Origin of the sequence: Pandoraea thiooxydans (assembly GCF_001931675.1) — a bacterium.
Classification (GTDB): Bacteria; Pseudomonadota; Gammaproteobacteria; order Burkholderiales; family Burkholderiaceae; genus Pandoraea; species Pandoraea thiooxydans.
In genome coordinates this window covers 4,030,879-4,049,264 of the sequence record NZ_CP014839.1, presented here as the reverse complement: position 1 = coordinate 4,049,264, position 18,386 = coordinate 4,030,879, and the positions used below count along the sequence as shown (strand labels likewise).

At 61.1% G+C, this 18,386-nt stretch carries 12 protein-coding genes and 1 pseudogene; 8 read left to right on the top strand and 5 right to left on the bottom strand.

From position 1 onward, the window contains the following. Positions 1–8: 8 nt before the first annotated feature. The 4 genes and pseudogenes from dpdJ to PATSB16_RS18695 all read left to right on the top strand — a co-directional run. A complete protein-coding gene (gene dpdJ, locus PATSB16_RS18710; RefSeq protein ID WP_047215529.1) occupies positions 9–4,580 on the top strand; it encodes a protein DpdJ in 4,572 nt (1,523 codons plus the stop codon). Continuing rightward, positions 4,577–5,110, top strand: a complete 534-nt coding sequence (dpdK, locus tag PATSB16_RS18705; protein ID WP_047215528.1) for a phospholipase D-like domain-containing protein DpdK — start codon at positions 4,577–4,579, stop codon at positions 5,108–5,110. The genes dpdJ and dpdK overlap by 4 nt, the downstream gene beginning before the upstream one ends. After that, on the top strand, positions 5,107–7,377 hold the full coding sequence (dpdD, locus tag PATSB16_RS18700; protein ID WP_156884810.1) for a protein DpdD: 2,271 nt from the start codon (positions 5,107–5,109) through the stop codon (positions 7,375–7,377). Before dpdK ends, dpdD begins: the two co-directional genes overlap by 4 nt. Positions 7,378–7,516: 139 nt before the next feature. After that, positions 7,517–8,632 (top strand): annotated as a pseudogene (locus tag PATSB16_RS18695) (IS3 family transposase); the annotation flags it as partial. Between the two features lie 231 nt (positions 8,633–8,863). On the opposite strand, the gene PATSB16_RS18690 reads toward PATSB16_RS18695, so the two are convergent. The 5 genes from PATSB16_RS18690 to PATSB16_RS18670 all read right to left on the bottom strand — a co-directional run bounded on the left by PATSB16_RS18690 (position 8,864) and on the right by PATSB16_RS18670 (position 13,515). Next, positions 8,864–9,652 carry an EAL domain-containing protein gene (locus PATSB16_RS18690; protein ID WP_052892749.1) on the bottom strand — a complete coding sequence of 263 codons (789 nt, stop codon included), beginning with the start codon at positions 9,650–9,652 and terminating at the stop codon, positions 8,864–8,866. Beyond that, positions 9,649–11,019 carry a sensor domain-containing diguanylate cyclase gene (locus tag PATSB16_RS18685; protein WP_052892748.1) on the bottom strand — a complete coding sequence of 457 codons (1,371 nt, stop codon included), beginning with the start codon at positions 11,017–11,019 and terminating at the stop codon, positions 9,649–9,651. The genes PATSB16_RS18690 and PATSB16_RS18685 overlap by 4 nt, the downstream gene beginning before the upstream one ends. Next, complete coding sequence (locus PATSB16_RS18680) at positions 11,016–11,396, bottom strand: phosphonate transporter (protein ID WP_047215526.1); 381 nt, start codon at positions 11,394–11,396, stop codon at positions 11,016–11,018. The genes PATSB16_RS18685 and PATSB16_RS18680 overlap by 4 nt, the downstream gene beginning before the upstream one ends. Positions 11,397–11,625: 229 nt before the next feature. Beyond that, the gene (locus PATSB16_RS18675) at positions 11,626–12,912 is read right to left on the bottom strand and encodes a DUF445 domain-containing protein (RefSeq protein ID WP_047215525.1); all 1,287 of its coding nucleotides are present in this window, start codon (positions 12,910–12,912) and stop codon (positions 11,626–11,628) included. 66 nt (positions 12,913–12,978) lie between these two features. Beyond that, on the bottom strand, positions 12,979–13,515 hold the full coding sequence (locus tag PATSB16_RS18670; protein ID WP_047215524.1) for a carboxymuconolactone decarboxylase family protein: 537 nt from the start codon (positions 13,513–13,515) through the stop codon (positions 12,979–12,981). A gap of 116 nt (positions 13,516–13,631) precedes the next feature. Here PATSB16_RS18670 and PATSB16_RS18665 point away from each other — a divergent pair, with 116 nt between their 5' ends. From PATSB16_RS18665 to PATSB16_RS18650, 4 genes are all read left to right on the top strand, one after another. After that, the gene (locus PATSB16_RS18665; protein ID WP_047215523.1) at positions 13,632–14,618 is read left to right on the top strand and encodes a cupin domain-containing protein; all 987 of its coding nucleotides are present in this window, start codon (positions 13,632–13,634) and stop codon (positions 14,616–14,618) included. A 190-nt stretch (positions 14,619–14,808) separates the two neighbouring features. Continuing rightward, positions 14,809–15,210, top strand: a complete 402-nt coding sequence (locus tag PATSB16_RS18660; RefSeq protein ID WP_047215522.1) for a hypothetical protein — start codon at positions 14,809–14,811, stop codon at positions 15,208–15,210. A gap of 584 nt (positions 15,211–15,794) precedes the next feature. Then, positions 15,795–16,853, top strand: coding sequence for an IS110 family RNA-guided transposase (locus tag PATSB16_RS18655; RefSeq protein WP_047216322.1), 1,059 nt, complete (start codon positions 15,795–15,797; stop codon positions 16,851–16,853). Between the two features lie 304 nt (positions 16,854–17,157). Continuing rightward, positions 17,158–18,372 carry an efflux RND transporter periplasmic adaptor subunit gene (locus PATSB16_RS18650; protein ID WP_047215521.1) on the top strand — a complete coding sequence of 405 codons (1,215 nt, stop codon included), beginning with the start codon at positions 17,158–17,160 and terminating at the stop codon, positions 18,370–18,372. Positions 18,373–18,386: the final 14 nt, after the last annotated feature.

Genomic DNA, 18,386 nt, shown 5'->3' with positions numbered 1-18,386 from the left:
GTGGTAATTTGGACGCACGCGAAGATTTTCTTGCCTCAGTTCTAGATCGCATTGAAGAGCGCGAAACGAGATTGCTCGTTTGGGGCATCGTCGATGGCGCGTTCAATCGCGAAGAAATCTGCGATTTGCTCGATCCCCTGATCGATGAGGCTCTCAATCAAGGTTTCGACGATTTTTTTTCCGCAGACGATGTCTTGGCGGAGTTGCTCGAACGCCGATGGATTGCAGAAGTGCCGGCAGGTAGTGGTGGTGTGATCGGATACCGATCGCGAATGGCGGAGACCGTACGGTTAATGCAGCGCTTGCGACAACTGTTCCCGAAGCACTCCGGCAGCGGCGGATGGCAGCATGCACCGAGCCTTGTTGCCGATTTTCGTTTCCTGCGGCGGCGCCGTCGCTACCCAAGGCGCGACATTCCCGTTGAGCAGGCGCTTGCCACGATCGGCGACGCGGCTTCAAGTCCGGCCGTACTGGCCGCTCTTCAAGCTCTGTTGTCGTCGCGGGATCGCACAGTCTGCCTATCTGGCTTTCAAGTCCGCGCTGCAGTACGCATTTTGCATGCGATTGAAACTGGGAAAGAACTAGCGACGATCGTTACTGCAGGAACTGGCAGTGGTAAGACCCTCGCTTTTTACTTACCGGCGCTTGCATCGATCTACCGCCATGCACTGATAGAAGACCAGTCTGAGTGGTGGGTTAAGGCTGTCGCGCTATATCCGCGAACAGAACTGCTCAAAGACCAATTGCGTGAAGTCTTGCTGCGCATTCGCAGCCTTAAAGGCGCCTTGCCTCAAAAAGATCAAGTATCGCTTCGCGTGGGTGCCCTCTACGGCGATACGCCATTTTCCGCCCAGTATTGCGACTGGGCGACTGTGGGGAATGACCGCGTCTGCCCAACGCTTGCCTGTCTGGACTGCGGCGGCGAGTTGCGATGGCTGCATAAGGATCGAAATGAAAAACGTGAGCGTCTGGTATGCGCATCGTGTCAGGCGGTTCTTGACGGTACGGAATTCCCACTAACCCGGGAATCGCTTAAAGGTTCAGTCCCGGACATTTTGTTTACGACCACCGAGATGCTGAATCAGCGATTATCGGACAGTTCGATGATGCATCTTTTCGGCGTGGGACCGAAGGCGTTACATGCACCCGAACTTGTGTTGATGGACGAGGTTCACACATATGAGGGCAAGCACGGAGCCCAGGTTGCACTTCTTATGCGGCGCTGGCAGCGCATGCTAGAGCAACCCCTACGGTGTGTAGGACTGTCAGCGACCTTGCGTGAAGCAACGCAGTTCTTCGCAGCTTTGACTGGGAGTCGGCTCGATTTTGTGGACGAAGTGTCGCCGCGCGCCGATGAGATCGAACCTGAGGGCGCTGAGTATATGATTGCCTTGCGCGGCGATCCGGTTTCTCGTACCGCACTGCTATCCACGACGATACAAGTGGCCATGGCACTGCAGCGCTGCCTCGACCCTAAAGCAGCGCGACCAATTGACTCGATCAGCCATGGTGCATTCGGTCAGCGGACCTTCGTGTTCACTGACAACCTCGACGTTATCAATCGCCTGTATTTCGATCTGCTGAGTGCTGAAGGACGGAACAGTTACGGTGATCCCGACATGCGTAACGCGCCCAACGGAGGCCTGGCAGTGCTGCGCGAAGCCGGGACGTCGCTCTTACGCTATTCAAACGGCCAAGACTGGCGGTTCTGTCAGGATTTGCACCAAGGTTTGCAACGGCGCCTGGTTGTCGCGCGCGTCAGTTCTCAGGATCGCGGTGTAGACGCTCTCGCGGATGTCATTGTGGCGACAACTGTGTTGGAGGTAGGTTTTGATGACCCGGTTGTCGGCGCTGTAATTCAGCACAAGGCGCCGCGCGGAATGGCGGGATTTCTGCAACGTAAAGGACGCGGCGGTCGTACGCGGGGTATGCGTCCTTGGACAACTGTCGTGCTGTCGGACTATGGCCGCGATCGCGCTGCTTACCAAAGCTACGATTTGCTCTTCGACCCGGAACTGCCGGTTCGTACGCTGCCTTTAGCAAATCGATACGTCATCAGAATGCAAGCCGCTTACGCCACCATGGATTTCCTAGCGTTGCGACTGCAGGATAGTCCAGCCGGCAGTGTTTGGAGCGACCTGAGCGGCGACAGAAAAATCAATGATCGACGCCGTCAGCGCCTCGTGTTGGAACTGCGCAACATCCTCGAAACCGAAGTAGGTACGCGACGTCTCACCAACTATCTTCGGTGGGCATTACGCCTGCCCGATGAGGAACTTTCTGCGATTTTGTGGGAGTATCCACGGCCGCTTATGACAACGGTGCTTCCAACGGCACTCCGTCGTCTGGAGAGCAACTGGAGCGCTGACGGGAAGCCGGGGCAGGATTTCCGCGTTTTCAATACTCCATTACCAGATTTCGTCCCCGGCTCGCTTTTTGCGGATCTCAACTTGGCCGAAACAGCAATTGATTTACCTGTGTCCAGTTCTGCCAATCCGCTCAGTGCTCAAGCAATGTCAGTCTACGCCGTGTTGAGAGAGTTCGCGCCCGGTCGGGTTAGCCGACGCTACGGCGTGCGTCATCGCGTCGAGCGCCACTGGATCGCACCTTCCCCGGAGTTTCAGGACGGGTCGGGAATGTGTAGTGGCGTATTCGAACTGGACATCGACTCGATCGGCAGCCATGTGTTGCTTGGTGATTATCGAATTAAGCGTGGCGAGGAGACGGTGATGCTGCAGGTTTATCGTCCTGTGCGCCTTGCGCCGCAGGCGCCGCCTTTCCAGGTGAGGGATTCCTCGAACGCGGCACTCGAGTGGCATAGCCAAATTGTCGCGACGATCGATCCCAAGTGGCTGACGCCACCTTCCGGCAGCCTATGGACGCAGATCGTGAGTCGCATTGGCTTCTTCACACATTCACAACACGCGCCGGTCGAGATTCGGCGATTTGCCGTAGGAGCCTCTGCGGACATCGGCGTCGGCACCGAAAAAGTCAGAGCCGACACAAAGTTTCAACGAAACGGGCAGGCGGTGGGACTGGGTGCGCAGTTTACCGCAGACAGCGCGGTGTTTCAGATTTGCATCCCCGGTGATTTGCACCTGCAGAGTCAACCTGGCGGCGAAGCAAAGTGGCGCGCATTGCGTAGCGCTCGTTTTATTGATTCCGCGTGGCGCGGAAAATGTCTGGCGATGATCGGCAGTCCTTTTATGCGTGAGTGGCTCGCACAGATTTATCTGTCGGCCTTGACATATGAAGCGATGCACCGACAAGTCGAACTTGCGCAGGCCGACACGTCGATCCGGGAGGGCCAGGCACCATTTTCACTGTCGGACGTGCTCGGCTTACTCTTTCAGTCCCAAGTAGTTGAAGTGCACGGTGACGATACGACTTCGAGCAGTCCGGACAAGTTACGCGAGGAATTAAGCGGCTATCTGCGAGATCCCGAAGTGATCGCGGAGTTGCACAGGTGTGGAGCTATGCTCTGGGAGCCAATAGACGCCACTTGGGAGCCGTGGTTACGAGGGGTTTATCACGCCACCCTTGCTTCAGCTATCCTGCGTTCGATTACAGACCTGTGTCCGAGCATCGATTCGGACGATCTGACGGTGGATTTGGATCGGGGACCAGTACTGTCCGACCAAGCGGCCGGCTTCGATCCAAACACGGTAGAAGCATGGTTTTCCGAGCGAAACCCGGGGGGGAATGGATTGATCGAGGAATTTATGCGGCGCTACGCGGAAGATCCGCGCCGCTTCTTCGCCACTATTCGCACAAACCTCTCGATGGGTGAATTCGAGTTGATCGACCATCAACTCAAACAGGTCGTGAGCGTGCTCGCGGCAGACGATGGAAGCGAACTTCGAGAAAGCACGACCTTAGTACGCCAGTTTCGTCATGCTGAGAGCCAAGAGCAGATGGCGCAGACTTTCAGAAGTCTCCGTCGTGTCTTGATTCAGGAAGGATTCTCACCATTTCATGGTTTTCTCGTCGCGCTCGGAAACCGAGTTTTGAGACCAGGATCCGGTTCTGCTACCGACCATTATCTTGCGGGGACGCTGGATCTTTGGCAACGCGAGGAGGCACGCATCGGTATTGAAATCGATCTGCGTGTAATGAGTTATTACCTGAGTCAATCAGACGAAATTGATCGCGTCATGTCTGACATCGGATCTCCAGCAAGTAGCGACCGCGCCGCCTGGCGAATCGGTGCTATCTATGGGCTGTTATGGCCTCGCGGCCGAGCTGTTCGACAGTCCGCATTGCAGATGCGGAATCCATTTAGCGAACTACCCATAGTCGAACGGCTTTTGGTTGTCGAGACCATCGGCGACGATCGCATCTGTATTTCGCTATTGGACGATGACTGGTTGACCCAAACGGCTCAGCGGCTTGCGGACGGACGCTTGGTGACGCTGACCTGCCCGGAATCGGAGCGAGCCCGACTTGCCGCGGCGCTCAACGCCCTGGTCACAAATCCTATTGAGTCCGGCTACTTCCGGGCTTACGCCCGTTTGCAAGGTATTCGGCAGACGGGAGTGTTGGTTGAGGCCGATCTCGAACTTGTCGAGGCAGTGCAATGAACGTTCTCTACCGCCGCATTTTCAAGACCAAGACTACCGGCGTGACCACCATCCAGGAATTGCTCCAGAGCATGTTCGTTGCCGAGGTGCTACAACCTGGCGACGAAATATGGATCGTTTCGCCCTGGATCAGCAACGTTGTCCTCATCGACAATCGGTCCGGTTCGTTCGATGCGATTAATCCGGAATGGGGACGACGTGAAATTCGCCTTGCTGATGTACTGGTAACGTTGATGAATCATGGCACGAAAGTCCGCATTGTCACTCGTAATGATGACAGCAACGACACCTTCCTCTCCCGGATATCCGATGCAGCGCGTGAACACGGCCTTGAAGATCAAGTTGCGATTCACATCCATGATCAGTTGCATACCAAGGGAATCTTGCTCACCCGCTGTTTGTTGATGGGCTCTATGAATCTTACCTACAACGGTATGGTAATCAACGATGAATGGGTCGAGTTCTCGCTCGATTCGCATGATCTCGGAAGAACGCGAATTGAGTTTGCTCGCTATAGGGAGACGGCATGATGGATATCGCACCATCTGATGAAGTTTCCTGGCTGAAACGCTTTTTTTCTGGTCGCAACGCACTGCGTTGGGATGATATTGCTGGCGCGAAGGCACCGGCCGCTTGGTTGGAACACGTAATCCCTTGGATCAACGCCTTCGCGGCACCACACGTTCAACGTCCTATCGTACTGCCAGTATTTGATACGAATGGACCATGCCAGTGGTATGGCATGGCAGAAGATGACGCTTCCGCAACTGCGTTGGCGCAGGAACTAACTGCTGCCGTCGGTCCAAGTTACAGTGATTTCCGCGGCCAACCGCTTGAGAAGGAAGATGACGATGAGATCGAACGCAGTTTGCGCGCTCGATTTGGCCGCTTTATCTTCCGCTTCGGACCGGTAGATGCGGCGGCCCGCGACGAAGTCTCCCAAGCATTACTGTTGTATCTTGGCATGCTGCGTCGCCGCCCGGTGATTCCCGATCGCACGCAACGCCCATTCGGCCGAATCCGAGCGGAATTCGATAACGCACTGCTGGCTGGTAATGAAGCGGATGCATATCGTTTGCGCGACGAATTGATTGCGAGCGGCCGAGTCGATTCGGAGCAGCAAAAGTATTTAGAGATTCGCATGCTGGCCGGGCTTGGCCGTCAGCATCAACTTGCACACGACTACTCGCTGGTCAAGAGCGTTCTGGGTCTTTCACTGCCCGCCCAAATTATAGCGGACCTGGTTGAAGCACTATATTCAACCTACGTCGCGGACATTGAGCGTGACCTGAATGTTGACAAGGTGCTCAACGCGTTCCGAAGCAATATCGCACGTCCGTTCGGCCCGCTCTTCCAAGAGCGAAAAGGCATCCGTCAACCCAACGTACTGAAGGCCTTCCTGCTCTTTGAATTGACACAGGATAAGCCTAATGTGGCACGTTGCGAATCCATTGCCGAGTCCTATCCGGAACACGCTGAGCACAGCCTGATTGATCGTTGGATCGGCAGATTGACGTCGGCATCGTCATCGGATGAGGACAAAGCCGTCCTGGCACGCCAAGCTTTGGGCGACGAGGACTATGAACTAGCTCTTCAATTGTCGCTCGAAAGTCGTCCCGAGGCATGGACCTACGGGGCGATGCTGCGCTGTGCCGTTGAGTTGGAGGACAAGCAAGTTACTCTTCGAGTCCTCGAAGCAGTTCGATCGGCCCCGGAAGACATACAAAGCAAATGGTCAAAGCGTGATTTGGCACGATTGCGGCAGTTAGAAGAGGAGTCATCCGACGCAGGCACTGTGACTTCGAACTCGCACATTCGCCCTGGCTCTGACTGGTTGTCTTGGGCCAACTATGTACTGGCAGGCAACTACGACCGACACCCTCTGCAAATTTTAGCGGACGCCTCCACGCGCTGGGATATCGAGTCGTTTGTCTCCGATCCGAGAGCCTGCCGCGAACTGGCAGAGAGAATCGGCAACGCAAGGGGAGACGCTGAGGCTGTCTTCCGTGACGCCTTTCCCGCGTTGGTGGAATTCTTTGTTGACCGTCAGGCCAATCCAATGCGGGGCTTCATGCCGCTTTACAGCATGCTAATTCGAATCGTGGCTTGGAGCGGCACGGTGTCGGCTAATGAACTGGAGTTGGCGTCTGTTCTGATGCAAGCACTGATCGGTCTCGGCCCAACGAAAGGTGACTATGTTGAAGCACTGGAAGCGTTCGCCGAGGTCCTTTCCGCAAACAGTGCGCCGGGCAATATCGACTGGGCGCTTAATGCAGCGGAGATGCTGGCACTGTACGCGTCGCCAGATCACGAATCAAGACTGCGCTTTTTCACTGCAGTTGTGGGCGTGGCTCGAGTTCACGCCCATCGACTAAATCCGGCGCGGCTTGCAGTCTTATCGCTGTTGGCAAAAGATTATGGCGCTGTTGAGTTGCTCGAAAGTTTCCCCCCTCAGGTAGACGAGCATGCCGCAGCTGTCGCATCAATTGATTTCGCTGGCTTGATCGGTATTTACACACTAACTGAGCCTGCCGGTCAACGTGCACGAGAATTCCTTCAAAAACTCTTGCCTCAGTCACGGGTAGAAGTGAATGCAGACTACGCGGCTACCGACCGGTTGAAACATTTGGCAGCGAATGCCGACATATTTGTGTTTGCCTGGAAGAGCAGTAAGCACCAAGCTTATTACGCTGCAAAGGAAGCGAGAGGTAACAGGCAAACGCTACTTCCCTTGGGAAAGGGGAGCGCCAGCATTTTGGACTGTATATTTAAGGAACTCCAGCGCTTGCGGTATTGATCGTAAGCATAGAAGTAATCTCATTGAGCGAACGGGCTACGTGGTATGTAATGGTCTAATTTCCTCGGACAGGTCGATAGGAAGATAATCTCTATCGACGAGGAAAGCAGATGACAAAAGAACGGTGCGTATGGTCTGAGACCAAGGGTTGACAGCGAGCGAGGTTTGTCGCTCGATGGGGCTCGGAGAGAGCGCGGTTCGACGCTGGCTGACGCAATACGACGCGGAGCGCGCTGGCGGTCCCGGCATCGGTCAGCCATTGACGGCCGAGCAGCAGCGCATTCGGCAACTCGAGGCGGAGAATCGACAACTGCGCGAAGATAATAGTCTGTTAAAAAAAGCGTCGGCCTTCTTTGCACGAGAACTGAAGTGACCTACCGCGTGGTAGCGCACTTGCAACAGAAGGCCATATCGGTCAGTGCCGCCTGCCGAGTACTGCAGGTCAGCCGCTCCGGCTATTACGCGCACCAGCGCGCCCAGCCCGGTCCCCGGCACCTGCGTGAGCAAACCCACGTCAAGGCGGTATTTGCCGCCAGTGGTGCGAGCTATGGTAGCCGGCGAGTGATGCACGCCGTGCGAGCACAAGGTTTGCGCATGGGCAGATACCGCGTACGCACGCTCATGCGCGAAGCTGGCTTGCATGTGCTCTGGAAACGAAAGTTCGTTGCCACGACCAATAGCAAACACGCGCTGCCCGTGGCGCCGAACGTGTTGGAGCGGCGCTTTGACGTATGTGAGCCTAATCGGGCCTGGGTTTCTGACATCAGTTATATCCGCACGGCGCAAGGCTGGCTCTACTTGGCGGTGGTGCTCGAACTTTACTCGCGCAAGGTCATCGGCTGGTGCGATGGCACCGACGATGCCCGCGGAGTTAGTGATGTCAGCCTTGAACATGGCGCTGCAACAACGCCGTCCGGCACCGGGACTCATTTTGCATTCGGATCGAGGCAGTCAGTATGCGAGCGCTGAATACCAAGCCCTGCTAAAGCAACATCATGTGGTTTGTAGCATGAGTCGCAAGGGAAATTGCTGGGACAATTCAGTGATGGAACGATTCTTCCTGAACTTGAAGATGGAGCGCGTGTGGCGACGTCGCTACGCCAATCACGATGAAGCCAGACGGGATATTAATCAGTACATCGTCGGCTTCTACAATCCTGTGCGCTTGCATTCGACTTTGGGCTATCTGTCGCCCGCGGCCTACGAGGCAAAACTGACCGTCAAAAAACCTATTGGCCTGTCCGAAATTTCTTGACCACTACACAGCGACGCCTTTACCGCATTCCTCGCGCTGCTCAAGCAGGCCGACGAGCGTGCGGTGGCGCCCAGCGGTTTGTGGGCGCTGGCGCAGCCGTTGCAGCAACAGTTGGAAGCGGCCTGCGGGCCGGTGCGGCAGATGGTGTAGCGGTCCGCCGTTGCCCCGCCCGCCGAGCGGCGAGCGGGCAGTGAATGGGCAGTGAACGGGCCGGGAGCGGTCTGCGCCGCCTCAGGCGAAGACGTGCGGATCGAGGTGCGGTATCGCGCGAAATGCCGGTTTGGCGAAGAAGTAGCCTTGCATCAGGCTGACGCCGTGCGCGACGAAGAAGTCGCGCTCGCCTTGGGTTTCGATGCCTTCGGCGATGACTTCGATGCCCAGGTCGCGGGCGATCGAGAGGATGCCCTTGACGATGCGCTGGCGCACGCTGTCGGTGTCGATGCCGCGCAGCAGGCTCATGTCGAGCTTGACGAGGTCGGGCTGGAAGTCGACGAGTAGCGAGAGCCCGGAGTAGCCGGCGCCGAAGTCGTCGATGGCGGTGCGAAAGCCGTAGCTTTTGTAGGCCTTGAAAATGTCGACCAGGTGCGCGCGGTCGGCGATGTGCTCGCCCTCGACGGTTTCGAAGATGATTTTTTCGAGCGGAAAGCCGTGCGTCTGCGCGGCCTCCAGCGTCGTTCTGATGCACACCTCGGGCCGGTACACGGCATTGGGCATGAAGTTGATCGACAGATGCGCGTCGAGCGCGAGCGCGGCGGCCGTGGCGATCGCCACTTGCCGGCAGCGCTGGTCGAAGTGGTATCGGTTGCCTTCGTCGATTTGCGCGAGCACGGTGGCGGCCGATTCGCCCCCGGCGCCGCGCACCAGCGCCTCGCACGCGAAAACCGCCTTGCTGCGCACGTCGACGATCGGCTGAAACGCGAAGTCGATCTCGATCGGCAGCGGCGTGGCATCCTTGCAGCCGACACAGCCTTGCGGGGCAAGCGGCGTGATGTCGACGCCGGGTTGGGTGGAAGACTTCATTGGGCCTCTCCTGCCGATGGGGACGGGGGCCGCGCCTCACCATCCCCCTTCGTTGATTCCGTGGCGCCTTGTTCCGATTTGACGACGTCTTCGACGCGCACGCAGTTGCGTCCCGCGCGCTTGGCTTCGTACAGCGCGCGATCCGCGGCGGCCAGCAGGTCGTCGAGTTCCGCCTCCGATTCGTCGAGTGCCGCTACGCCGAGGCTCACGGTGGCGTGCAGCACTTGCCCGCCGGTCTCGATGGGCAGCTGTTCGATCGCCGCGCGCAGGCGCTCTGCGATGGCGGCGGCTTCCTGCCGCGTGGTGGCCGGCAGCAGCAGCGCGAATTCCTCGCCGCCGAGCCGGCCGATCAGGTCGGCCGCGCGCAGCGTGCGCTTGGCTTCGCGCACGATCTGCTGCAGCACTTCGTCGCCCGCCGTGTGCCCGGCCGTGTCGTTGATGCGCTTGAAGTGGTCGGCGTCGAGCATCACCAGCGAGAGCGGGCGCCGGTGCCGCCGCGCGCGGGTGAATTCGGCCTCGGCCACCTGGAAGAAGTGCGCGCGGTTCGAGGCGCCGGTCAGGTGGTCGGTGGTCAGCAGCCGCTCGAGGTTGTCGCTGGTGACCTTGCGCTGCGAGGCGTCGCGAATCACCACGGAATACCCGCTCGGCGCGTCGCCGTCTTCGTGCAGCACCGAGACGAGAATCTGCCCCCAGAAGCGCTCGCCCGAGCGGGTCGCGCACCAGCATTCCTCGATGTGCCAGCCGTCGTCGCGCGCTAGCGCCACGTGTTCCGCCAGGCGCCCCGGGCACGCCTCGCCCGGGGCATAGAAAATGTCGAGCGGCCTGCCGACGATGTCGTCTGCCTGAAAACCCGTGAGCCGTTCGATCGACGGATGCCAGGTCTCCACGCGCTCCTGCGCGTCGAGCGTGAAGAAGGCGAAGTCGTGCACGCTGGTGTAGATGCCGGCCAGCCACGATTCGGTTTGGCGCACTTGCCGCTCGGCGGCGACCTGGCGCGAGATGTCGGTCAATACGGTCATCAGGAAGCCGGCGCCGATCCTGATGATTGAGCAGCTAAGCACGGCCGGGTGGTGCCTGGCCGGGTTCACGTACAGCCGGCGATTCTCGCAAACCGGGCCGCGCTCGCGCGTGAACTCGGCCACCAGGCGGCGCAACTCCGGGGCGACCGGGGCGAGCGTCTCGAAAATATTGGCGAGCTCGCCGCCCTGCGCCAGCGGCATCAGCAACTGCGCGGCCATCGGGTTCATCATGTCGACGTTGCCCGCCAGGTCGCTGCGCACGATGCCCACCGGCGAGAGATACATGAACGAGAGCAGCGCTTCGTGCTCGGCGGCGAGTTCGTCCGGCCCGAGGTCGGGGCCGTTCATGCGGCCACCTTGCGCTCGATCAGCAGATACCGCGTGGCGATCTCGGGCGACATCAGCAGGCGCAGCCGCACGGGGGTGGGGCGCATGCGCAGGGTGAGCACGTAGGGGATGATTTCATCGAGCGTCTGGGCGTCGAGAAACCGTTGCGCGACCATGAAGTTGTTCATGCACGGCGCGACTTCCTCGAAAATATGGCGGGCCAGAATGCGCGCCGCGGAAAGCCCCGCGTTGCGCGATTCGGTGGCGTTGTAGTGCGTCACCAAAAAGTCCGGCGCGAAGCCGATCACGCCGTAGGGCAGTTCGTCGAGCCGGTCGGCGTCCAGCGCGGCCAGCTGCGCAATGCCTATGGTCTCGAATCCGTAATCGATGTTTGTCATGCCTTGGTCAGCGCCTTTGCCGGCCCATCGGCCAGCGAAGTTCTTTACAGTGAAACGAGCGCGACAGGCCGATTTGCTGGATGTTGGGGCGACGGTGCTGCCGCGAGCGGTTGGCGCCCGTTGCGTAGTGCGACACACACGATAACGGCACGCGGCATGCAAACTTTAGTGATAGCCGGAAATGTCGGGGTGCGCGCGCATCGGCATGTGCCGGCGCCGCGCGCCTACCCTACATCAAATGCGCCCGCACCGCCTCGATCGCATAACTGCTCAAATACAGCAACAGGCCGATGCACCCGCCGACCAGCGTGCCGTTGATGCGGATGAATTGCAGGTCCTTGCCGATGTGCAGTTCGATCTGCCGCGACATGTCGGCGGCGTCCCAGTTTTTGACGGTGTCGCTGATGTGCCGGGTGAGAAAAGCCGAGAAGTCCGGCGCCATGGCGCGCGCGGCGGTTTCCATGTGTTCGTTGAGCGCTTCGCGCAGGGCCGCGTTGGTGGCCAGCTCCTTGCCGAGCCATTGGCCGGCGGCGGCGACTCTGGCGTGCAGCACCGAGTCGCCGCGCGTGATGTCGTCCTTGAGCCAGCGGCGCAGTTGGCCCCACAGCTCCGCGATGTAGCGATTGAGCGCCGGGTCGTCCTGGATGTAGCGCTTGATCTGCTCGCCCTTGGCGAGAAACGCCGGGTCGGTCTTGAGCTTGTCGATCAGCGTGGCGGCCGCCGCGTCGAAGCGTTCGCGCAGTACGTGGCGCGGGTTGGCGCTGATGTCGGAGAGCACCGAGTTGACCGCCTTGGCCACCATTGCCGCGCCGTTTTCGCCGAGCCATTCGGTGGGCAGCACGCGTTCCTTTTTGGGATGTTCGCGCTTGAGCCATTCGACGATGCGCGCGGCGATGAAGGCGCGCGTCTCGGGTTTGTCGAGCAGTGCGACGAATTGCGCGATGCCCGCGTCGAGCAGCTTCTGGTGCCGGCCGTCCTGCGTGAGCGTGTCGAGCAGCGTGCCCATCGATTGCGACAGATCGAGCTTGCCCAGCAGCGCGTGCAGCGCATCCCGGATAAAGCGCTGGATGCGCGCGTCGTCGGTCAGCTCCAGCAGGCCGGCGGTGAGGGTGGCCACGTAGCCGCCCAGCAATTCGGTATTGGCGGGGGCCGTCAGCCATTGCGCGATGCGCTGCGCCGGGTCGTGCCTGCGGATCAGCCCGACGATCGACGGCGCGTCGAGAAATTTGTCGCGCACGAACTGCGCGAGGTTGTCGGCGATGCGGTCTTTGTTGCGGGGGATGATGGCGGTGTGCCTGGCGACCACCGGCAGCGGCACGCGCCGGAACAGCGCGACCACCGCGAACCAGTCGGCCAGTGCGCCGACCATCGCCGCTTCGGCCACCGCCTTCACGCCGTCGACCCACGGGCCCCTGGGCGCGAGCGCGGTGCCGACGAACACGGCGGCGGCAAGCAGCAGCAGGAGCAGCGCCTGGCGCTTGCTCCGGCTCAATTCCTGGGCTTTGGCGGGATCCATCGATAGGGCGACGAGGCGAGGGGGCACACACGCCCGACTATACCTCGCCCGGCCCGATCGCGGCCCTTATTCGACCGGTGGAAAATCCACCTCGGTGTCGTTGATGCGGTTGAACAGGTTGGTGAACACGGTCAGCGCGATCACCAGCGAGATCTCCGCCAGTTGCACCTCGCTGTAGCCGGCCGCGCGAATCGCCTCGACCGCGTCGGCGCTCACCGTGCCGCGCGTTTGCACCAGGGTGCGCACGAATCGCGCCAGTGCGTCGCGCTGGGGCTCGCCGGTGGCCTCGCCGGCGCGGATCTGGCGCAGCGTGTCGGGCTTCAGGCCGGCCATTTTGCCCAGCAGCGAGTGCGCGGCCACGCAATAGTCGCAGCCCGCCACTTCGCTGACCAGCAGCTTGATCGTTTCGCGGTCTTGCCGGCTCAGGGTGCCCGCGGCCACCACGCCTTCGGCGTTCAGATAGGCCTTCAGCCCTTCGGGGGTCAAGTGGCCCAGCGCGGCAAACAGGTTGGGCACGCCGCCGGCAGCCTTTTTGGCCAGGGCATAGGCTTCGGCGGTGGCGCCGGTGGCGGATTCGATAGCGGGGATGGCAATGCGGCTCATGGTCGGACTCCTTGGTTGAGTGATGTAAGGAGCCTCCACTGTAACGGCGAAAAATGAGCTTGATGAGTCCGTAATCGCTCAATAAAATGCTCATACGTCTCACGTTAAGGATTGCGATGTCACCCCCGATGGATTGGTTGAGCCGCCTGCTCGCGATGATGACCGTGACCGGCGAGCTCGAATATCGCTGCAGCTATGGCGCGCCGTGGCGCACGGTGTATGAAGATATCTTGCCTGGCGACATGCCCTATCACGTGGTGCTCAAGGGCACCGCGATCCTCGAGGCGCCGGGCGGCGACGCGCCGCAACGCCTGGGGCCCGGCGATATCGTGCTGCTGCCGCACGGCTCGACGCACGTGCTGCACGACGGCAGCGGCGCGCCGCCGCTGCCCACCGTCGAGCGCGCTGCGCTGAGCCGCGTCACGCTCAGCGAAAACGCCGGCGGCGGCGACCGGCTCGACATGCTGTGCGGGCGCTTTCGGCTGGCCGCGCCGCACGACCGCCTGATGCGCGATTACCTGCCGCAGCGGCTGGTGGTGCGCGCGGCGCCCGCTGGCGAGACGCCGCCGCAGACCACCGCCGCGCAGCTCGCCGGCCTGCTGGGCTTGATGCGGGCCGAATCGTTGGGCGACCAACTGGGCGGGCATGCGCTGCTCAATGCGTTGTCGGCGGCCCTGTTCGCCCTCACGCTGCGCCTGGCCAGCGAAGCGCAGACGCCCGCGCTCGGGCTGCTGGCGCTGGCCGGCCAGCCGCGCCTGGCGCCCGCGCTCACGGCGATGTTCGACGACCCCGCGCATCCATGGACCCTGCCCGAACTGGCGCAACGCTGTCACATGTCGCGCGCCACGCTCGCCCGCCATTTCCAGGACAAGGTCGGCCGCTCGGCCAGCGATCTGTTGACCGACTTGCGCATGAGCCTGGCCGCCAACGCGCTGAAAAAGCCGGCGCTGTCCACCGAGGCGGTGGCGGAAATCGTCGGCTACCAATCGGTGGCGGCATTCCGGCGCGCCTTCACGCAACGCACCGGCATGACCCCGGGCGAGTGGCGCCGCCACGAGGGGCGCGATGCTGCACCGCACGAAAATTCTCTTCAGCCGATATAATTCGAGCTCGACGCGTGCCGGCGCAGGTTCGATGTGATGCGCCAGGGCCGGATGTCAGGGGGGCAAATGCCCTGCATCGCACGGTTGGGCGCCGTTGAGTGTTTTCCATCGCTTGGCTCGCCCGCCGCAGTTTGTCGGCGGCCGGTGCCTTCCCATCATTACGCTTACGCGATACGCAGGAAGATCCCCGATGAATGCCTCCCTTGAAACGCTGTTCCCCGAGCATGACCACGCCACCGACAGCGTCGTTACCGCCCTGAACCACCAGGACATCGTCATGGCGTTGTCCGCCGCGCTGGCCACGCAGCAGGTCGCCGTGCTGCATATGCTGTATCCGCGCACCGACGCGCGCACCCACCACAGCCTCGATGCGCTCGTCAACGTGCTGCACGGGCACGGCCTGCACGAAGTCGCCACGCTGATCGCGCGCGAGGCGCATTACCTGCTGTTCAAGGACCCGGTCAAGGCGTGGAAAGCGTTCCAGGAAATCCGCAACGATTCGCTCGCGATCGGCGCGCATCTGTATTACCGCGGCCTGGTCGGCGCGGCGGCCGAACAGGCGCTCGACGCCGACGCGCACCGCAAGGCCTGACACGGCCCTGCCGCACCCGGGGGCGGCGCGGCCGCGCTTTGCCCCTCGCCACTCCTCGCCACTCCTCGCCACTCCCCGTCGCATCCCCGCACCACCGATACGCCGTGACACGGCAGCTTCGCTGTAACGGTTCGTAATTTCTCGCCAAGGCCGTGTAACAAAAATTCCGGGCTTCCTCCGCTAGACTGCACGGCATGGCCATTCGGATTCATCTTGACGCCGCCTTGCTCCGTCAATGCACCCGCCGCTGTCTTGCCGCGCAGGGGGCCGGCGCATTGGCGCGCGCGCTTTACCCGCCAGGCTGCGCCCCTGCTATGCTTGGCGGGGCCGCCGCGCGCAGCCGTGGCGAGCCCATTGCGCCGGATGGCAATAGCTTTCGGAGATGTAATGGATGCCTCCCTCCCTACGGGGATTGAAACTGGGACTGGAGTACGGAGATGAAGAACGTGGCTGTTCTGTGGAGTTGTCTTGCGGCGATCGCAAGGTGGACCCTCGAATGGATACGGCATCAAGGTGCCCAGGGTGTGATAGACCGAGGTCTTCACAAACACCATCGAGGGTCCGACATGAATCGTAAAGCAAGCATGGGAGCTGGGCAAATCATCGGCTTGATCGACGGCCAGCAGGTCTTTGGGGTGGACATTGCCAAGAGCGTTTTCCAGCTACACACGGTGGACATGGACACTGGCGAAATCATTAACCAGCAGATCAAGCGTGCGAAGGTGCTGGAGTATTTCGCAAACCGTCAGTCCTGCTTGATCGGCATTGAGGCGTGCGGTGGTGCGCACTACTGGGCACGCAAGTTCAAGGCGCTGGGTCACAGCGTACGACTCATCCACGCCAAGGCAGTAAGGCCGTTTGTCTGCGGCAACAAGACCGACGCGACGGACGCACGTGCGATCTGGCTGGCTATTCAGCAACCTGGAACGAAGTTCGTGGGCATGAAGACGTTGGAGCAGCAGGCGACGCTGACGCTGCACCGCCAGAGAGAGCTGCTCATGAAGATGAAAATCATGCAGATGAACTCACTGCGAGGCCTGCTCTATGAGTTCGGCACGATCTTCGCCAAGGGAGCGAGGGCCCTGCTCAGTGAGATGGAGACGGCGCTTGAATCGTTGGCCAAGGACATCCCGCAGTACGTAGCTGACAGCCTGCGAGAGCAAACTCAACGGATCAAGCAAACCGAAGCCGACATTAGGGCGATCGAACAGCGGCTGGCGCAGCGCCTGCGTGAGAACGTTGACATGAAGCGCGTGGCCGAGATTCCGGGCGTGGGTCTGCTCACCGCGACGGCAGCGATCGCCACGATGGGCGAGGCTCGCGCCTTTAAGTCCGCCCGCGAATTCTGCGCGTGGCTGGGCTTGGTGCCAAAGCAACGCGGCACAGGGGGCAAGGTCAATCTGCTGGGCATCTCCAAGCGAGGAGACACCTATTTGCGCACGTTGCTGATTCACGGGGCGCGGTCGGTACTCACGAACGCCAAGGAGCCGGGACCATGGCTTGAACAGATCAAGGTGCGGCGCCCAGCGAACGTGGTCATCGTGGCACAAGCCGCGAAGATGGCACGCACGATCTGGGCCATCACCGCCAAGCAGCAAGAGTACCAACGGGGTTACCAGAGCACCAAGCCGCTTGCGGCCTAACTCGGTAACCAATCATCCATCACCTTTAGAAGGATATGGTGAGCCTTTGAAGGCGCACAGGCAGCACGAAGCGAAGTGATGTGAAACAGGTCAGACCGGGACGAGCTAAACCTGAATGTCATTCCGGACTTCAACAGTCCGTTTTGGAGATGAGGTGTTCGTCAGCGGATTACATCGGGGCCAGTGGCCGAGCGGGGCAACCCATCGATCCACACACTAGGCCGGATACAAGGCAGCAGCCGACTTCTTCACAACACGATGCGGGTTACTACCTATCGCCGGGAGGCATCCATACAAGAGTGATATGAGCGAGGCCCCGTCCACGCAAGTCAAGCAGGGGCGCCGCGGGCGCCTGATCATCCTGGTGGTGTTGCTGGTGCTCGTCGCGCTGGTGCTGTACCACCTGTTGGGCCGCAAGAAAGTCCAGCGCGGCATGCCGGCGCAGGTGGTCACGGTCGCCGCCGCCACGGTGGGCGACATGCCGCAGACCTTGAGCGCGCTGGGCACCGTCACGCCGATCACCACCGTCACCGTGCTGCCGCAGTTGAGCGGGTACCTGACGGCGGTCGGCTACCAGGAAGGCCAGGACGTCGCCAAGGGCCAGTTTCTCGCGCAGATCGATCCCCGGCAGTACGAAATCAGCAAGCAGCAGGCCGAGGCCCAGCTGGCCAAGGACCAGGCCGCGCTGGCCCAGGCCCGGGCCGATCTGGCGCGCTATGCGCAGTTGCACCAGCATCAGGCGATTGCCGAGCAGACCTACGCCGACCAGCAGTTCACCGTGCGGCAGCAAGAGGCGGCCGTCAAGGCCGACCGGGCCAGCATCGCGCAGTTCGAGCTCGATCTGGCCTATGCCCACATCACCGCGCCGGTGGCCGGCCGCGTCGGCCTGCGCCTGGTCGATCCGGGCAATTACGTGACCACCTCGAGCCAGCTGGTGGTGATCACCACCATCAAACCCACCACGGTCGAGTTCGCCGTGCCGCAAAACGCGCTGGGCAGCGTGTTGCAGCGCGTGAACGCCGGTGCCAAATTGCCGGTGACGGTCTATAACAGCGACAACACCAAACAGCTGGCCTCCGGCACGCTGTACGCGGTCGGCAATCAGATGGCCACCAGTACCGGCACCGTGCCGCTGCGCGCGATGTTCGCCAACGCCGACGAGGCGCTGTTCCCGAATGAGTTCGTCAACGTCAGGCTGCTGGTCGATACGCTGCGGCATGTCGTGCTGGTGCCGACCGCGGCGGTGCAAAGCGGCGCGCCGGGCGACTATGTGTTTCTGGTCAATCCCAACCAGACGGTTTCGGTGCGCAAGGTCACCGTGGGCCCCAGCGACGGCCGGCATACGGTCATCGTCGCGGGCCTGAACGCCGGCCAGACGGTTGTTACCGACGGTCTCGACCGCCTGAGCGACGGCGCCAGGATTCGGCTCGCCCCGGCGCAGCGGCCCGCGCCGGGTTCGCCGGCGAGCGCGCCGGCCGCAACCCCGGCGGCCCCGGGCAGTGCCGCGCGCGCGTCGTAGCCAGCGGGTCGCGC